This window comes from Moritella sp. (assembly GCF_033791185.1).
GTDB lineage: Bacteria > Pseudomonadota > Gammaproteobacteria > Enterobacterales > Moritellaceae > Moritella.
Genome location: NZ_JASJHF010000058.1, coordinates 1 through 15,334 on the forward strand (window position 1 = coordinate 1; position 15,334 = coordinate 15,334).

The window sequence follows — 15,334 nt, forward strand, 5'->3', positions numbered from 1 at the left end:
ACAATGGTACGTTCGCCGATAGTAACTCCAGCCATTACGCTCACCCCCGTCGCTAGCCAGACATCACGTTTAAGTATAATGCTACCAACTTGCGATTCATGATCCGCTAACCCTGCAGCACGATCTTGCGCGTTTATAGGATGTCCGGGATAACCCGCAAGAAAAACACGTCCAGCTAACCTGACGTTATCTTCAAGAATAATATCGCCTCCCACGGCGATATTATTTTGCCAACTAATATCGACATTATTGCCAATGACCAAGCGTGATGCCCGCCCATTCATACTGCGACCACTTAATGTTGATATACCCGAAACTCGGCAGTTATCACCCATTTCAATGGTTAAGTGTCCTAATACCAGTGGCATACCGGAATATAAATATAAATTATGGGGGGCCGTAAGCAGCCTACTTTTAAATAGCGGCGTCCAATAAGCAATTCTTAAGGCATTAGCGAATAGATTGGAAATACCAAGATGAAATCGAAGCAAAAAAGGATGTAGAACAGGGATTACCGGAATAGAAAAATGCATAACGCCACGAATACAATGATGGCAAGTTTTAGCTAGCTTACTTTCGTCATTTTTTAGCCATAACTTTAATGAATTAAGCATATCCATAAAATCACACCTCCCTGTAATTTGTTAATATCCATAAAGAATAGACCATATAAAAACAATGGGTTAAATATGATTTAAAAAATTAACTGCTAAATTTAAAATCGCATCCATCGTTATTAATTTAATCGTCTAAGCTAATTATTAATGCCAAAGTTATATATTTCATGGATAAGCGGGGTGAATATGAAACCAATAGTGAGTGTCATCATTCCAACTAAAAACTGCCTTTCCACCCTACCCCGTGCAATTGAGAGTATTTGGTTGCAAGGTATGAGCAAATTAGAAATTATAATTGTTGATGACGGTTCAACAGATAAAAGTTGGGAATGGATATGCCAACTTTGTCGAAAACACAATAATATAATTGCATTGAAATTGGATTCAGAAGGGAGTTCTACGGCACGAAATCATGCGGTCCGAGTTGCTAGCGGGACCTATATTGCATTTTTAGATGCTGACAAATTTTGGTATCAGCACAAGCTGAAGCAACAAATAAAATTTATGGAAGAAAACCCACAGATCGGTATTAGCTTTACAAATTTAGAGTTAATAAATAATAAAAATAATCATGCTGAAGTTACTCTTGTGAGTGACGATTTTATCTCCAAAGCATGTAAAAATAATAATGACGCGTGCATAATACCTCAAGGTGCCGCTGCTATTTTTTCTCACAACATTATAGGCACGACAACTGTGCTGGTCAGAAGAGATTTATATTTAGCTGTCGACGGCTTTGACCATAATATCAAACTCGCATCAGATTGGGATTTGTGGCTAAAGATTACATTACACACTGCCATTGGTTATCTAAAGAAACCATTAGCAGCGTCTATACGTAAAAAAAGAATACTCCATAACACCATGCTGCAATTAAAAGAAATGGAACAGGTGATTAAACGTTACGAGCATAAAATAAAAAAAATAGATCCCTATGCTGTACGTTCTGCGCATGCTCAATTAGCTGAAAGATACGCCGAATACTATCGTCAAATAGCAAAGCCAAATCAAGCGCTAGCCTTTGATTTTAAAGCCTTATGTGAACAACCTGCGCCACGTCGATTACGTAACATTTTTACCGATATAAAGTTAGCGGTATACAATCAATAAGTTAAAACTAACAACTCATTTGTTGACGTAAAATAACTGAGTTTTATTGATTACACTGGATTATCAATATCAATGAAAATAACGTCTAGCCCTTTCTCTTCTGCTAGCCACTCCCCTAACGCTTTAACACCGTAGCGCTCTGTCGCATGATGCCCTGCAGCGAAGAAGCTCATACCGGCTTCACGTGCTAAATGAATTGTTTGCTCTGATGCTTCACCACTAATAAACGCATCAATACCTTGCTCAATCGCTAATTCAATATAACTTTGACCACCACCTGTACACCAAGCAATTGATTTAATTGGTTTACCACCATCAACAACCAGTGGTGATCGACTAAGCTGGGATTCAATACGTTGAGTTAGTTCAGCGGTTGAAACCTCGTCTTCAAATTTACCTACTAAAGCAACACTGGCTTTATCCCATGGCTCTAAACCACGGCGCACCGTAATACCAAGTAATTTAGCTAATTCTACGTTATTACCTAATTCAGGATGAATATCTAACGGTAAATGATAAGCATACAAATTAATATCATTTTTGATCAGCGTTTTAATACGGTTGTATTTAATGCCCGTGATTGCTGGTGATTCATTTTTCCAGAAATAACCATGATGAACTAAAATTGCATCTGCTTGTTGCGCTACAGCAGCATCGATTAATGCTTGAGAAGCGGTTACACCAGTGATCACTTTTGTCACAGTGTCTTTACCCTGAACTTGCATACCGTTAACCGTGAAGTCACGTACGCGATGGGGTTGCATAAATTCAGTTAAGATGTTTTCTAGTTTTTTATTGTTAAGAGAGGCCATGCCCACTCCTCATATTGGTTGAATGCAGAAGATAAGGCTATAGATATACGGGAAGTTAAACAATGAAGCAAATATAAAAAAACCGCACCTGTTGAATTAGATCAAAAATCTAATAACAGGCACGGTTTATACAAGTAGAGTTCAATTAATCGCTAAGTTAAACTAGCGTAATTGGTTCAAAATCCACAATTGGATTAACGTCAGCATCATAATCCACACCTTCAATACCAAAGCCAAATAATGCTAAGAACTCATCTTTGTAATATTGGTAATCCGTGGTGTCGAATAAATTATCATCAGTCACTTCATCCCACAACTTCACACAAGTGGCTTGGATGTCATCACGTAGTTCCCAATCATCCATACGCAGGCGGTTTTGATCATCGAGTTTCGCTTCACTGATGCCTTGAGGGTATAAAGAACCACGGAATAAACGTGAAATCTGCTCTAAGCAACCTTCATGTAAGCCGTGTTCTTTCATCACGCGGAACGCCATTGCAATATAAAGTGGCATAACAGGGATCGCAGCGCTAGCTTGAGTGACAACACTCTTGAGTACTGCTACATTTGCGCTGCCGCCCGTTATTTTAAGATCAGCGTCAATTGCATGCGCAGCACGATCAAGATCTTGCTTCGCTTTACCTAACGCGCCATCCCAATAGATAGGCCATGTGATCTCGGTACCAATGTAGCTATAAGCAACCGTTTTACAACCATCAGCTAATACACCAGCGTCTGATAGTGCCGACATCCATAACTCCCAATCTTCACCACCCATAACAGTGATGGTATCTTGGATCTCTTGTTCTGTCGCAGGTTCAACACTTGCTTCAAATAAAGTATTTTTATTGGTATCAACCGCTTTCGCCGTATATGTTTCACCAATCGGTTTTAAGCAAGAACGAATTACTTCGCCTGTGCTTGGTAATTTACGTACTGGCGACGCCAATGAATAAACAACCATGTCAATTTGACCTAGGTCTTCTTTAATTAGGTTAATTGCCGTTTGTTTTGCTTGATCAGAAAACGCATCGCCATTAATGCTCTTTGCATATAGGCCGTCTTCTGCAGCATATTTTTCAAATGCAGCACTGTTATACCAACCAGCTGTACCAGGCTTTCTCTCAGTTGCCGGTTTTTCGAAAAATACACCAATTGTTGAAGCGCCACCACCGAATGCAGCAGTAATACGAGACGACAGTCCGTAACCACTTGATGAGCCAACTACAAGAACACGTTTCGGTGCATTTTCAATTACACCTTGTTCTTTATTATACTGTATCTGTTCTTTAACATTAAAATCACAACCAGTAGGATGAGTGGTGGTACAGATGAAACCACGAGTTTTTGGTTTAATAATCATATTATCTTCACAATGTTGAGACACAGTAGATAGGATAAGAGTTTCTGAAAAATTAAGCACCTATTTTTTGCCATTTTTCATCTGGTTGGAGTTCTAAGCACAAAAACGAGCTGCAAATCAAACAAACAAAACAAGCTGTCACATCCCTGTAAATTAAGAAGGCTATGCATTATTGTGCTTTTACACTACTATGCCCCCCTACTAAATAGAGAAGAGTCATATGCAGAAAATTAACCAAGCTGAAACCTACCTATTCGATCTTGACGATACCCTTTATTGCCCTTCCCTAGGCATATTAAAGCAGGTCGAATCACGGATGCACCGATTTATAGCTAACGCGTTATCTCTTCCACTGCCAGAGGCAACGCTTTTATCTAACCAGTACTACAAACGTTACGGTGGTACGGTTAAAGGCTTAGTTAAGCACCACAATATAAGTCGTGATGATTTTATTCATTATTGTCATGATGTAGACATGGCAGCATTAAAAGTACAGCCAAATATCGTCGGTCAGATTAATCAATTATCTGGTCGTAAAATCATTTATACCAATTCACCCAAACATTATGCGAAAAAGGTTTTAACTGAATTAGCTTTAATCGATAGTTTTGATGATATTTTTTCCTTAGAAGATGCAAATTATGAGCTAAAACCACACAATTTAAGCTATCAACAATTGTGTAAAACGCACGCTATAAATAGCCATAAAACCGTCTTTTTTGATGATCAGTTACGTAACTTGAAACCAGCGAAAGCCCTTGGTATGACTACGGTTTGGCTATCAGGTTCTGAACAGGCTATCTCAAACATTGACTATAAAGCCGATTACGAAGCTAATAATTTATCTCAGTTTTTCAACTTGTTGCAAGCAAGCTAAATATTTATTGCCGCTTTTAATCGCAAAAAGCCTTGTAAGTGGCTATAATCCGCCCTCAGTAACGGCTGACTTTCTCTTTATTGTATTTATTCCAGCCGTGAAAATAGCCTTCGCAATTAATTTTGCGCACTAAAATTAATACCCAAGAGTACTTTATGCAAACTGCCAAAGATCTTTTTTCATATCCAAAATTTAATAATCGGGTAACAAAACCCGCCCCATTTTTGCCAATGACACGAGCAGAAATGGACACTCTCGGCTGGGATAGCTGTGACGTTATCGTAGTAACAGGTGACGCGTATGTTGATCACCCAAGTTTTGGTATGGCTATTATTGGCAGAACCTTAGAAGCACAAGGTTTTCGTGTAGGTATCATTTCTCAACCCGATTGGGAAAGTGCCGAACCATTTAAAGCTTTGGGCAGACCAAATTTATTCTTCGGTGTAACATCGGGCAACATGGACTCGATGATCAACCGCTATACGTCAGATTTAAAATTACGTCATGACGATGCTTATACACCTGGCGATATTGGTGGCAAACGTCCCGATCGCGCAGTATTAGTATATACCCAGCGTTGTAAACAAGCATTTAAAGATGTACCTGTGGTGATTGGTGGTATTGAAGCAAGTTTACGTCGTATTGCTCACTATGATTATTGGTCAGATAAAGTACGTGGTTCAGTATTGCCAGACTCAAAAGCAGATTTGCTAATTTATGGTAATGCAGAGCGACCACTCATCGAAGTTGCACACCGCCTTGCGAGTGGCGAATCAATTAAAGATATTCAAGATGTTCGTGGTACCGGCGTCATGCTAAAAGAGCCACTACCAACTTGGAAAGGCATTGATTCTCGTACGCTTGATACCCCAGGCAAGATTGAGCCTATCATTAGCCCTTATACTGAAATCGATGAAACCTGTGCTAAACAAGATAAAGACGTCATTGATAACTCGGATGCTGATGTTGCTAAACCGATCGTAATGCAAGCGCCTAAGCAGATGCCGTGGCACGAAACCTATATTCGCCTTCCAGACATGGAAACAGTGAAAAAAGACAAAATGTTATACGCGCATACATCTCGTGTATTCCATCAAGAAACCAACCCAATTTCATCACGCGCATTGATTCAAAAACATGGTGCACGTGAAGTATGGTTAAACCCACCAGCGACACCACTTGCTGAAGGTGAGATGGATGGCGTATTCGATTTGCAATATGCACGTACTCCCCACCCAAGCTATGAAGGCCAAAAAATCCCCGCTTACGACATGATCAAAACATCGATCAATATTATGCGAGGCTGTTTTGGTGGTTGCTCTTTCTGTTCAATTACAGAACATGAAGGTCGCGTGATTCAAAGTCGTTCGGAAGATTCTATTGTCAAAGAAATGGAAGCTATCCGCGATAAAGTACCAGGTTTCACCGGTGTTATCTCCGACCTTGGTGGTCCGACTGCGAACATGTACAAATTAGGCTGCATGAGTGCAAAAGCAGAAGCGACTTGCCGCCGTCTGTCTTGTATTTTCCCTACTATTTGTGCACATATGGATACCGACCATACGCCAACAATTGACCTGTATCGCCGCGCACGTAAGGTACCGGGTATCAAGAAGATCTTGATTGCATCTGGCGTACGTTATGATTTAGCCATTGAAGATCCACGTTATGTCAAAGAACTTGTTGAGCATCACGTTGGTGGTTATTTGAAGATTGCACCAGAGCATACCGAAAAATCGCCACTGGATATCATGATGAAACCCGGCATGGGCACCTATGATAAGTTTAAAGAGATGTTTGATCGTTTCTCTGCCGAAGCCGGCAAGAAGCAATATCTTATCCCTTACTTCATCTCTGCCCATCCAGGTACTAATGATGAAGATATGCTGACTTTGGCATTATGGCTAAAACAATATAAATTCAAACTGGATCAAGTTCAAAACTTCTACCCTTCACCACTTGCTAATGCCACAGCTGTGTATCACACAGAGCTTAACTCATTACATAAAGTGCGTGAAACTGATGAGAAAGTTGTCGTACCAAAAGGTGCTCGTCAGCGTCGTCTGCACAAAGCCTTATTACGCTATCACGATCCAGCTAACTGGCCTCTTATTCGCGAGTACCTGCTTAAAACGGGCAATCGTAATCTAATTGGTCGTGGCCCTCGTCATCTAGTACCACCAGAAAGCTTGGCTGAAAAACAAGCCCAGCGCAGCAATGCTAAGCCTCACCTTGGCAAAGGTGGCGCGAACAGCAAGAATACACCGAACGGCAGTAATAAAGGTGTTAAACAGCAACGTGCACAACCAGGTACTAAGGACTTTACCAAGGCATTAACTAAGCATACAGGTCTTGCGCCGCAAGAAGGTGTGGGCATTAACGAAAGCGGTAAGAAAGCAGGTAACAAACCGAACCGTAAGAAACCGGCTGTCGGTGGAAATAGCGGTGCTAATAATAACGCTAATGGCAGTGTTAAGAATGGTGGATTTAAAAAGCCTTCTGGCAGTCGTCCAAACAATACGAATAAGTCTGCCAATAAAGGTGGACAAGGCCAGCAAGCTAAGCGGAGTAACAAACGCTAAGTAATAAGTAACTTGATTAGAAAAAGGGTAAAATGTTCATTCATTTTACCCTTTTTTCTATTGAGGAAAAGTTACAATTAATAATCTAATGCTTATCAAAAGCAGTGTCACCTAACACTGCTGTAATTAACAACTATAATTAAAGCTCCTAAACACCCCTATTATCTATATTGGTTGCAGTAACCAGTACGGGAGGTTGTTATGCTCATGCGAAAAATAACCCACTATTTAGATCAAGCTTATATAAACTATCAAAGTGACCATCACCCACCTGGCTATACCGCGCAACACGCAGCGGAATTAAGTAAAACCAGTGGCATGTGTTTTGCGAAGACAGTCATTATCACTGCTGATACAAAACTCGTAATGATTGTCATGCCAGCACCTTATACCATTGACTTTGATAATATCGCTTTTTCAATTGGTGCTCATTACGTCAATTTAGCCTATGAGCATCAGTTCCGAGATATATTCCCTGATTGCGAAACAGGCGCTATGCCACCGTTTGGTCATCTATTTAACATGCCTGTTTTTATATCTGACGCGTTAGTAAAGCAAGAAGAAGTAAGTTTTAATGCGGGCGACCACAGTGAAACAATTCGAATGAAAACTGCAGATTTAGTTGATCTAATTAAACCTGTCATCATCAGTTGTGGTTTTCATAAGGCAGGTCGTGGCTATCAACATGAACATGTAAGACAAGGTAAATTAAAGCATTAAAACATGCGAAGTACCCTAATTCACTACCACAGGAAGTTTAAATCATGAGGATTAGCAGCGCGTTACTGACAAGTTCAGAAAGTACATTAGCAAAAATAAAAGGCCTATCTGAATGGCAAAAAGAGATCGAGGCACTAAATTCAAACTCTAACGAGCAAGCTGTGGTAGACATCATCACTGCGAATATAGTCCTCACGATCCAATGCGGAGGTATCACTATGATTGGCGAACTATACAAAAATATTGAGATCTATGCCCAAGATGCATCGCAACATATAAAGATAGATGTAGACAATGTTATTCATAAAGTCATGCGCAATCTATAGGTTATTTTAGGAGCTAAAATATGGCCATTGCAATCACACTAAAAGAATATTTCGAACACGAAGATATTCACTATGACACCATTAATCACCGCCGAGCATTCACATCACTAGATTCATCTCGAACAGCCCACCTTCCAGCTGGAAATGTCGCCAAGGCCGTTGTACTTGAAAGTGTAACAGGTGATTACCTTATGGCTTCATTACCCGCTAATAGCCGAGTCTCATTAACAGACGTGAGTAATATTATGGGTCAATATTACTACTTAGCCAGCGAACAAAAGTTGCAGGTATTATTTCCTGACTGTGCTAAAGGCGCGATCCCTGCAATAGGATCTGCATACAATATGGATATGATTATTGATGACAGTCTACTCGCTGCAGATTCAATCTATATCGAGTCCGGAGATCACCGACACTTTATAAAGCTAAAGAATAATGAATACAAACATTTAGTTGAGGATATGTCGCATGGTGATATTCGAGGAAAAAATATGGGTGCGCCTAGGATCTGGGAACGAACCAATATTAACTGGCATATATAAACCATTAAGCATTAGCCATGTATTTTCATCATCAATAGTGAAAATACATGGTTATCATATTTATGATTAATTACAAAAATAAATTATTTCGATTTTGGTCTGAACGGTTTAATTACCGACTCATCACACTCAAAGAAAGGCCCATCCATTAAATCAATGCAGTAAGGGATAGCTGGGAACACGGCATCTAGACATTCACGGATTGATTTAGGTTTACCCGGTAAATTCACAATTAATGAATCCGCACGTAAGCCAGCTGTTTGACGAGATAGGATCGCGGTAGGAACAAATTTTAACGACTCTGCACGCATTAACTCACCAAAACCAGGCATCATACGATCACACACGGCTTCTGTTGCTTCAGGTGTTACATCACGCTTAGCTGGACCTGTACCACCCGTTGTTACGATCAAACTACAGTTTTTCTCATCGGCCATTTTGATTAACGTTGCCTCAATCACATCTTGCTCATCGGGAATAACTTCATAAACAGCTTCCCACTCAGAAGTGAGATACTCGTTTAATACCGCGATAATGGCTTTACCAGAAAGATCTTCATAAATGCCAGCGCTGGCTCTATCACTTACTGTCACGATACCGATTTTAGCTTTAGTCATGTTTATTCCATATAGCATATTTGATTAATGCGCTAATTTTAACCGAACCTACCGAGTGTGTAAAATCAACGTGTTGATCTGCCTCAAACTATCTAATGAGAGTTTATAAAATCCTGATTTAGATCATGAATAGTTAAAATAGACATCGCGAAACAATCTCTTTGTAGGTACATTCCACAACAAATAAAACATTTTTTATAAGTTAAAAAAATGTTAACTATGCATTGGGTATAATAAAGGGGTTTCAATGTTAGAATTATTCATTGGTTTAATTGTAACGATCGGTGTCGGTTACTTCATCGTCAAAGAATACAAAGCCGCTGGTGTATTACTCACCGCAGGTATTGCGTTGCTGATCATAACAGGCTTGCTCGGTAAACAAGTTCTGCCATCAAGTATTGCGAGCACAGGAAATAGCCTAGCAGACTCATTAGAGTTTGTTAAATACATGCTGCAATATCGCGGCGGTGGCTTGGGTATGCAAATTATGCTGTTATGTGGCTTCGCCTCTTACATGACACAAATTGATGCCAACAATGTGGTTGTTAAACAATTTTCAAAACCACTGTCATTTATCAAATCACCTTACACTCTACTTGTTGCCGCCTATATAGTGGCTTGCTTGATGTCACTTGCTGTTAGCTCTGCAACTGGACTCGGTGTTTTGCTGATGGCGACGTTATTTCCAATGATGACGGCAATGGGTATATCAAGACCCGCTGCCGTTGCTGTTTGTGCGTCTCCCGCTGCAATTATCTTATCGCCAACATCTGGTGATGTTGTTGTCGCCGCTGAAAAGTCAGGATTACCATTGCATGTATTTTCTGTTGAAACGGTATTACCGGTATCAATCAGTGCCATCATTGTTATGGCGGCCGCCGCATTTTTCTGGAACCGTTATTTAGACAAAAAAGAAAATACCCCAATGGAGAAAACAGATATATCAGAAATAACCGTTACAGCACCTGGTTATTATTCAATACTGCCATTCTTACCTATCATCGGTGTATTTGTATTTAATGGCTCTACCATCGAAGGTCTAGAACTTGATATCTATACCATCGTGGTATTCTCTATTTTTATTAGTGCAATTGTCGACTTCATCACTAAACGATTTAACGGTAAAGCAACCTTAGAAGATTTAGAATCTTGTTATGAAGGTATGGGTGATGCATTTAAAGGTGTCGTGATGTTATTAGTCGCTGCCGGTGTATTTGCGCAAGGCTTAATGTCTATTGGTGCAATTGATAATTTAATCGGGCTGGCTGAAGCCGCTGGCGCTGGCGGCTTTGCATTGATGTTAATTTTGACAGGTCTAACTGTAGCGGCAGCCATTGCGACAGGTTCAGGTAATGCACCTTTCTATGCATTTGTTGAACTAGCGCCGACCCTAGCCGCTAAAATGGGCTTAAACCCAGCATTCTTAATCATCCCAATGTTACAAGCATCAAATCTTGGCCGTACTATTTCTCCAGTGGCGGGTGTTATTGTTGCAACAAGTGGCATGGGTAAAATCAGTCCGTTTGAAGTTGTTAAACGTACTTCAGTACCAGTATTAGCTGGCTTGATTACGGTTATTGGCGGGACGATGGTGCTTGTGCCTATGTATGCTTAACTTTATTGCTTTACCTTATAATCTGAAGTAATAGAGGTTAATCAGTAAGAAAGTCATGTTTATAAGGCTAGGATGAATGTTCTAGCCTTTAACTTGTCACCCTAAAAAGTCGAGTCAGATCTTATATTAATTATATCGATGAGATTTGTTATACTCAGCCCATGAATAAGTTGAAGTGAATAGAGGACAAACAAAAAGTGAATTATCAAGCGGCTATTTTTGATATGGACGGACTACTTCTCGACACTGAACGCGTGTGTAAAGGCGTATTCGAAGAAGCATGCGCATCATTATCGATTCCTTTTTTGGAAGATGTTTACTTAGATATTATCGGACGTAACGCGCAAGGTATTGAAAAAGTAATTCGCGCAGGTTACGGTCGTGATTTGGATTATCCTGTTCTTCATAATGCATGGAAAACTCGCTATAACGCCGTAGTAAAGCACCAAGCAATCCCCGTTAAAGACGGCGTAGTAGAATTGCTGACGTGGCTAAAAAACCACAATATTCCGACTGCAGTTGCAACATCTACGCAGCAAGATATTGCTAAAATAAAGTTAAGCTTGGCTGGTTTAGACCACTACTTCGATAACTTAACCACTGGGTGCGAAGTGAAAAATGGCAAACCGGACCCTGAAATTTATCTTCTTGCAGCAGAACGCTTGAACATCCAACCGCAACAATGTTTAGCATTTGAAGATTCAAATAATGGTGTACGGTCTGCAGTAAGTGCGAACATGCAAACATTTCAAATCCCCGATCTAGTACAGCCGAGTACTCAAATTCGGACCTTAGGGCATACAATTAGCGCTTCGTTGTCTGATGTACTTGCTGTATTAAAGCAACGCAGACAATCCGCATAGCTAGAGTTAGTTTACCACGACTGCGTTAAGTCTTGTTTTCGATAACCTCTAATAACACTTATCACTAAAATAAACTAAAATTATTGATAGTAGGTTATTAGAGGTGATTGCCATGTCTGTATTTAACGAAACGATACGTAGAAAAGGCCAAGCCGAGGAAGATATTTTCTTTGCTAAGTTAGATCTCGAGCTTATCGCCGAACTGCACAAAAACAATGAAGACCCACTAGCAGAATCAGAGCAGTTAGCGCACGAGTCTGGATATAAGCGTTAACTTTTATAATTCGATCAAATCATAAATTGACTAAATCAACGCTGAGCAGGTCGTCCAACATTGTCTTTTACGATAGTTCATGGGTGAAGATATAGACAAGATCATTGAGCGCGCCGCTATCGACGAGTGTTGCACTACCACCAACAAAGATAACTATTCCAGCAATGAAGTAGCGATACAATTTATGTAGGCCTTCGTTCCAAATAGTTTCGGGACATGCCTTTTCGTATTGAACTTGCGTCTTGTCTACTTTGGCTAAAAATTGTTTACGTTCTAAATAGCGATGTAAATTAAACCGAGCAATTGCAGAAAATAAAAAACCCGACAACATAATCACAGCTAACATCCATTCTAAATCACTCATTACTTTTCCTTAAGCATGACCAAAACTATAAAATATATTAAAAACAATATCATTGAGTTATAACATCATTGAATTAAAAAAGTACCAATTAAACTTTAATAATTCATTAATAATAATTTTATAGCAAAAAAAATGGCTGGAATGAATAATCATTCCAGCCATTTCCATTAATTCATCACTTAAAACTAGTCAGTTAATAAGGCGAAGTATTCTCACAAACTAATTACAATGCAGTCTCTAAAATCTGACGGCTTACTTCCAAAGTTATATTTTTACGTTCCCCTAGCGCTACCATGCCATGTTTCTCTAACTTGATAATTAAATTGTCAATATCCGTAGACGTTATTCCAGCATCAGTAAGCGTTGTTGGAACCTCCATGGCCTTAAAAAATGCTTCTGTTTTTGCTATCGCTTGATCAATTTTGTCATCTTCATCAGCAACAGTTATATTCCAAACACGTTCCGCATATTGCAATAATTTACTGCGTTTATCTTCACGCATAACTTTCATTACTGCAGGTAACACGATAGATAAGCTACGAGCGTGATCGACACCATGTGCCGCAGTCAGTTCATGACCAATCATGTGAGTAGCCCAATCATGCGGCACACCAGCACCAATCAGGCCATTTAGCGCCATTGTTGCAGACCACATAATATTGCCACGGATTTCTAAGTCGCCTTTAGTTTCCGGTTTTAATGCTTTCGGTCCTTCTTCGATAAGCGTCAACAATAAACCTTCAGAAAAACGGTCTTGTACTTTAGCGTTGATACTATAAGTCATGTACTGTTCCATCGTATGCACAAATGCATCGACAACACCGTTACTGATTTGACGGTCAGATAGACTTAAACTCACTGCAGGATCAAGTATTGCAAAGGTAGGACGAACAAGTGGACTACCAAATGATAGCTTACTGCCATCACGCGTAATTACCGCGCCGCCATTTGACTCAGAGCCAGTTGCAGGCAATGTTAATACGCAGCCCATTGGTAATGCTTTTGTAATTGGCGCATATTTACTTAAAATATCCCAAGCATCATCACCTTCAAATACGGCTGCAGCGGCAATAAACTTACTGCCATCAACAACGGAGCCGCCACCAACAGCAAGTATATAATCAACATCGTGCTCGTTAATAACATCGACAGCTTTGATTAATTGGTCATACGTTGGGTTAGGTTCGATACCCGAAAATTCCACCCAATTATGCTCAGATAACGCCGCAACAACCTGATTGTAGACACCATTTGATTTAATCGAACCGCCGCCATAAGTCACCAATACTTTAGCTTCTAATGGTATCTCTTTGCTTATCGCTTTAATTTGGTCATCACCAAAGTGAATGCGAGTTGGGTTTTGAAACGTAAAGTTCAACATGTGTTTTTCCTAGTTAAGCGTTTGCGATTAGTTTTTCAGCAACTAATGCTGAAGACGCTGGATTTTGACCTGTGATGATTAAACCATCTTGTACAGCAAACGGAGTCCAATCAGCAACTTTCTGATAGTCAGCGCCACGCTTTACAAGCTCATCTTCTAATAAAAAAGGTACGATATCAGTTAATTGTACAGCATCTTCTTCAGTATTTGAAAAACCGGTTACGGCTTTACCCTTAATTACAAATTCACCTTCAGGTGTTTTAACGTTCAATAGTGCCGCACTTGCATGACACACCGCAGACACAGGTTTATTATTAGCAATAAAAGCAGCCAGTAAATCAATTGAGGTTGAATTATCAGTTAAATCCCAAAGTGGACCGTGACCACCAGGATAAAATACGGCATCAAAATCTTGTTCTTTTACGTCAACGAGTTTCATTGTGGTCGCAAGTACTTGCTGTGCAACATCATCAGCATCAAAACGACGCGTAGCATCTGTCTGCATACTTTCATCGGCGCTTTTTGGATCAATCGGTGGTTTACCACCAGCAGGTGATGCCAGAGTCACTTTCATGCCGGCATCAACAAATACATAATAAGGTGCTGCAAGTTCTTCAACCCAAAAACCCGTTTTTTCACCTGTATTACCTAAATCTGCATGTGATGTTAATACCACTAAAATATTCTTACTCATGATAATCCCTCTCGGTTTAAGTTACTGATGGTGATTCTATACCTCAAAACAAAATCTAACAATGCAGAGTAAATTAATTACACTGTTCAAATTTTTGATACAATTGATTTGTTTTCATCATTATCAGGATGCATTAATGAATGTTTCTTTTGAACAATTAAAAAGTATGGTTGTTTACGCGCAGATTGTCGAACAAGGCACCCTTTCCGCGGCAGCTAAACATTTAAATCTTTCTCGTGCCGTTGTCAGCTACCATCTAAAGAAGCTAGAAACGCACCTTGGCCTCAAATTACTTAACCGAACCACTCGTAGCTTTACGCTCACAGAAGCGGGACAGCAGTACTATCAACACTGCCAAGAAATCGCATCACAGGCTGAAACAGCAAATCAACAAATAGAAAATTTAAAACACGAACCAGAAGGCTTATTAAAGATAACTTGCCCGGTCAATGTTGGATTACAGATAATTGTTCCAGCCTTAAATATGTTTAAGATCCAATTTCCAAGGATTGAATTGGACATCATGCTGACAGATGATATCGTAAACATCATGCAAGAAGGTATTGATCTGGCGATT

At 39.8% G+C, this 15,334-nt stretch carries 17 protein-coding genes; 10 read left to right on the forward strand and 7 right to left on the reverse strand.

Annotated elements, in window-relative coordinates; genetic code table 11:
- Positions 1 to 620: acyltransferase (locus tag QNK26_RS03580; protein WP_319220893.1), on the reverse strand; the 620-nt coding region annotated here is incomplete at its 3' end.
- A 183-nt stretch (positions 621 to 803) separates the two neighbouring features.
- Here QNK26_RS03580 and QNK26_RS03585 point away from each other — a divergent pair.
- Positions 804 to 1,727: a glycosyltransferase family 2 protein gene (locus tag QNK26_RS03585; RefSeq protein WP_319220909.1), complete on the forward strand. Its 924-nt coding sequence runs from the start codon at positions 804 to 806 to the stop codon at positions 1,725 to 1,727.
- 50 nt (positions 1,728 to 1,777) lie between these two features.
- On the opposite strand, the gene QNK26_RS03590 is transcribed toward QNK26_RS03585, so the two are convergent.
- Both QNK26_RS03590 and fabV read right to left on the reverse strand, forming a co-directional pair.
- Positions 1,778 to 2,539, reverse strand: coding sequence for a Nif3-like dinuclear metal center hexameric protein (locus tag QNK26_RS03590; RefSeq protein ID WP_319220894.1), 762 nt, complete (start codon positions 2,537 to 2,539; stop codon positions 1,778 to 1,780).
- A gap of 157 nt (positions 2,540 to 2,696) precedes the next feature.
- Positions 2,697 to 3,902, reverse strand: coding sequence for an enoyl-ACP reductase FabV (fabV, locus tag QNK26_RS03595; RefSeq protein ID WP_319220895.1), 1,206 nt, complete (start codon positions 3,900 to 3,902; stop codon positions 2,697 to 2,699).
- A 220-nt stretch (positions 3,903 to 4,122) separates the two neighbouring features.
- On the opposite strand from fabV, the gene QNK26_RS03600 reads away from it, so the two are divergent.
- From QNK26_RS03600 to QNK26_RS03620, 5 genes are all read left to right on the forward strand, one after another.
- A complete protein-coding gene (locus QNK26_RS03600) occupies positions 4,123 to 4,779 on the forward strand; it encodes a pyrimidine 5'-nucleotidase (protein WP_319220896.1) in 657 nt (218 codons plus the stop codon).
- A gap of 155 nt (positions 4,780 to 4,934) precedes the next feature.
- Positions 4,935 to 7,361, forward strand: coding sequence for a YgiQ family radical SAM protein (locus tag QNK26_RS03605; protein WP_319220897.1), 2,427 nt, complete (start codon positions 4,935 to 4,937; stop codon positions 7,359 to 7,361).
- Between the two features lie 207 nt (positions 7,362 to 7,568).
- The gene (locus tag QNK26_RS03610; protein ID WP_319220898.1) at positions 7,569 to 8,081 is read left to right on the forward strand and encodes a YbaK/EbsC family protein; all 513 of its coding nucleotides are present in this window, start codon (positions 7,569 to 7,571) and stop codon (positions 8,079 to 8,081) included.
- Between the two features lie 44 nt (positions 8,082 to 8,125).
- Positions 8,126 to 8,407 (forward strand): hypothetical protein, encoded by a 282-nt coding sequence (locus tag QNK26_RS03615; protein WP_319220899.1) that lies wholly within the window; start codon positions 8,126 to 8,128, stop codon positions 8,405 to 8,407.
- Between the two features lie 20 nt (positions 8,408 to 8,427).
- Complete coding sequence (locus tag QNK26_RS03620) at positions 8,428 to 8,949, forward strand: YbaK/EbsC family protein (protein WP_319220900.1); 522 nt, start codon at positions 8,428 to 8,430, stop codon at positions 8,947 to 8,949.
- 83 nt (positions 8,950 to 9,032) lie between these two features.
- Here the strand turns inward: QNK26_RS03620 and mog are convergent, their stop codons facing one another.
- Entirely contained in the window at positions 9,033 to 9,566 is a 534-nt protein-coding gene (gene mog / locus QNK26_RS03625) for a molybdopterin adenylyltransferase (RefSeq protein ID WP_319220901.1), read from the reverse strand.
- Positions 9,567 to 9,813: 247 nt separating this feature from the next.
- Here mog and dcuC point away from each other — a divergent pair, with 247 nt between their 5' ends.
- The 3 genes from dcuC (at position 9,814) to QNK26_RS03640 (ending at position 12,318) form a co-directional block, all read left to right on the forward strand.
- The gene (gene dcuC / locus QNK26_RS03630) at positions 9,814 to 11,181 is read left to right on the forward strand and encodes an anaerobic C4-dicarboxylate transporter DcuC (RefSeq protein WP_319220902.1); all 1,368 of its coding nucleotides are present in this window, start codon (positions 9,814 to 9,816) and stop codon (positions 11,179 to 11,181) included.
- Between the two features lie 197 nt (positions 11,182 to 11,378).
- A complete protein-coding gene (locus tag QNK26_RS03635) occupies positions 11,379 to 12,044 on the forward strand; it encodes an HAD family phosphatase (protein WP_319220903.1) in 666 nt (221 codons plus the stop codon).
- Between the two features lie 112 nt (positions 12,045 to 12,156).
- Positions 12,157 to 12,318 (forward strand): hypothetical protein, encoded by a 162-nt coding sequence (locus tag QNK26_RS03640; protein ID WP_319220904.1) that lies wholly within the window; start codon positions 12,157 to 12,159, stop codon positions 12,316 to 12,318.
- Between the two features lie 67 nt (positions 12,319 to 12,385).
- On the opposite strand, the gene QNK26_RS03645 is transcribed toward QNK26_RS03640, so the two are convergent.
- The 3 genes from QNK26_RS03645 to QNK26_RS03655 form a co-directional block, all read right to left on the reverse strand.
- The gene (locus tag QNK26_RS03645) at positions 12,386 to 12,682 is read right to left on the reverse strand and encodes a hypothetical protein (RefSeq protein ID WP_319220905.1); all 297 of its coding nucleotides are present in this window, start codon (positions 12,680 to 12,682) and stop codon (positions 12,386 to 12,388) included.
- 223 nt (positions 12,683 to 12,905) lie between these two features.
- Positions 12,906 to 14,063, reverse strand: coding sequence for an iron-containing alcohol dehydrogenase (locus QNK26_RS03650; protein WP_319220906.1), 1,158 nt, complete (start codon positions 14,061 to 14,063; stop codon positions 12,906 to 12,908).
- Positions 14,064 to 14,076: 13 nt separating this feature from the next.
- Complete coding sequence (locus QNK26_RS03655) at positions 14,077 to 14,757, reverse strand: type 1 glutamine amidotransferase domain-containing protein (protein ID WP_319220907.1); 681 nt, start codon at positions 14,755 to 14,757, stop codon at positions 14,077 to 14,079.
- Between the two features lie 136 nt (positions 14,758 to 14,893).
- Here QNK26_RS03655 and QNK26_RS03660 point away from each other — a divergent pair.
- A partial coding sequence (locus QNK26_RS03660; RefSeq protein ID WP_319220908.1) for a LysR family transcriptional regulator occupies positions 14,894 to 15,334 on the forward strand: 441 nt, incomplete at its 3' end.

Excerpts from the sequence above, each read along its gene's own strand:
- QNK26_RS03610 (WP_319220898.1), top strand. The coding sequence starts at position 7,569 with ATGCGAAAAATAACCCACTATTTAGATCAAGCTTATATAAACTATCAA.
- QNK26_RS03605 (WP_319220897.1), top strand. The coding sequence starts at position 4,935 with ATGCAAACTGCCAAAGATCTTTTTTCATATCCAAAATTTAATAATCGG.
- mog (WP_319220901.1), bottom strand. The coding sequence starts at position 9,566 with ATGACTAAAGCTAAAATCGGTATCGTGACAGTAAGTGATAGAGCCAGC.
- QNK26_RS03600 (WP_319220896.1), top strand. The coding sequence starts at position 4,123 with ATGCAGAAAATTAACCAAGCTGAAACCTACCTATTCGATCTTGACGAT.
- QNK26_RS03645 (WP_319220905.1), bottom strand. The coding sequence starts at position 12,682 with ATGAGTGATTTAGAATGGATGTTAGCTGTGATTATGTTGTCGGGTTTT.
- QNK26_RS03620 (WP_319220900.1), top strand. The coding sequence starts at position 8,428 with ATGGCCATTGCAATCACACTAAAAGAATATTTCGAACACGAAGATATT.
- QNK26_RS03585 (WP_319220909.1), top strand. The coding sequence starts at position 804 with ATGAAACCAATAGTGAGTGTCATCATTCCAACTAAAAACTGCCTTTCC.
- fabV (WP_319220895.1), bottom strand. The coding sequence starts at position 3,902 with ATGATTATTAAACCAAAAACTCGTGGTTTCATCTGTACCACCACTCAT.
- QNK26_RS03640 (WP_319220904.1), top strand. The coding sequence starts at position 12,157 with ATGTCTGTATTTAACGAAACGATACGTAGAAAAGGCCAAGCCGAGGAA.
- QNK26_RS03615 (WP_319220899.1), top strand. The coding sequence starts at position 8,126 with ATGAGGATTAGCAGCGCGTTACTGACAAGTTCAGAAAGTACATTAGCA.
- QNK26_RS03590 (WP_319220894.1), bottom strand. The coding sequence starts at position 2,539 with ATGGCCTCTCTTAACAATAAAAAACTAGAAAACATCTTAACTGAATTT.
- QNK26_RS03650 (WP_319220906.1), bottom strand. The coding sequence starts at position 14,063 with ATGTTGAACTTTACGTTTCAAAACCCAACTCGCATTCACTTTGGTGAT.
- QNK26_RS03655 (WP_319220907.1), bottom strand. The coding sequence starts at position 14,757 with ATGAGTAAGAATATTTTAGTGGTATTAACATCACATGCAGATTTAGGT.
- dcuC (WP_319220902.1), top strand. The coding sequence starts at position 9,814 with ATGTTAGAATTATTCATTGGTTTAATTGTAACGATCGGTGTCGGTTAC.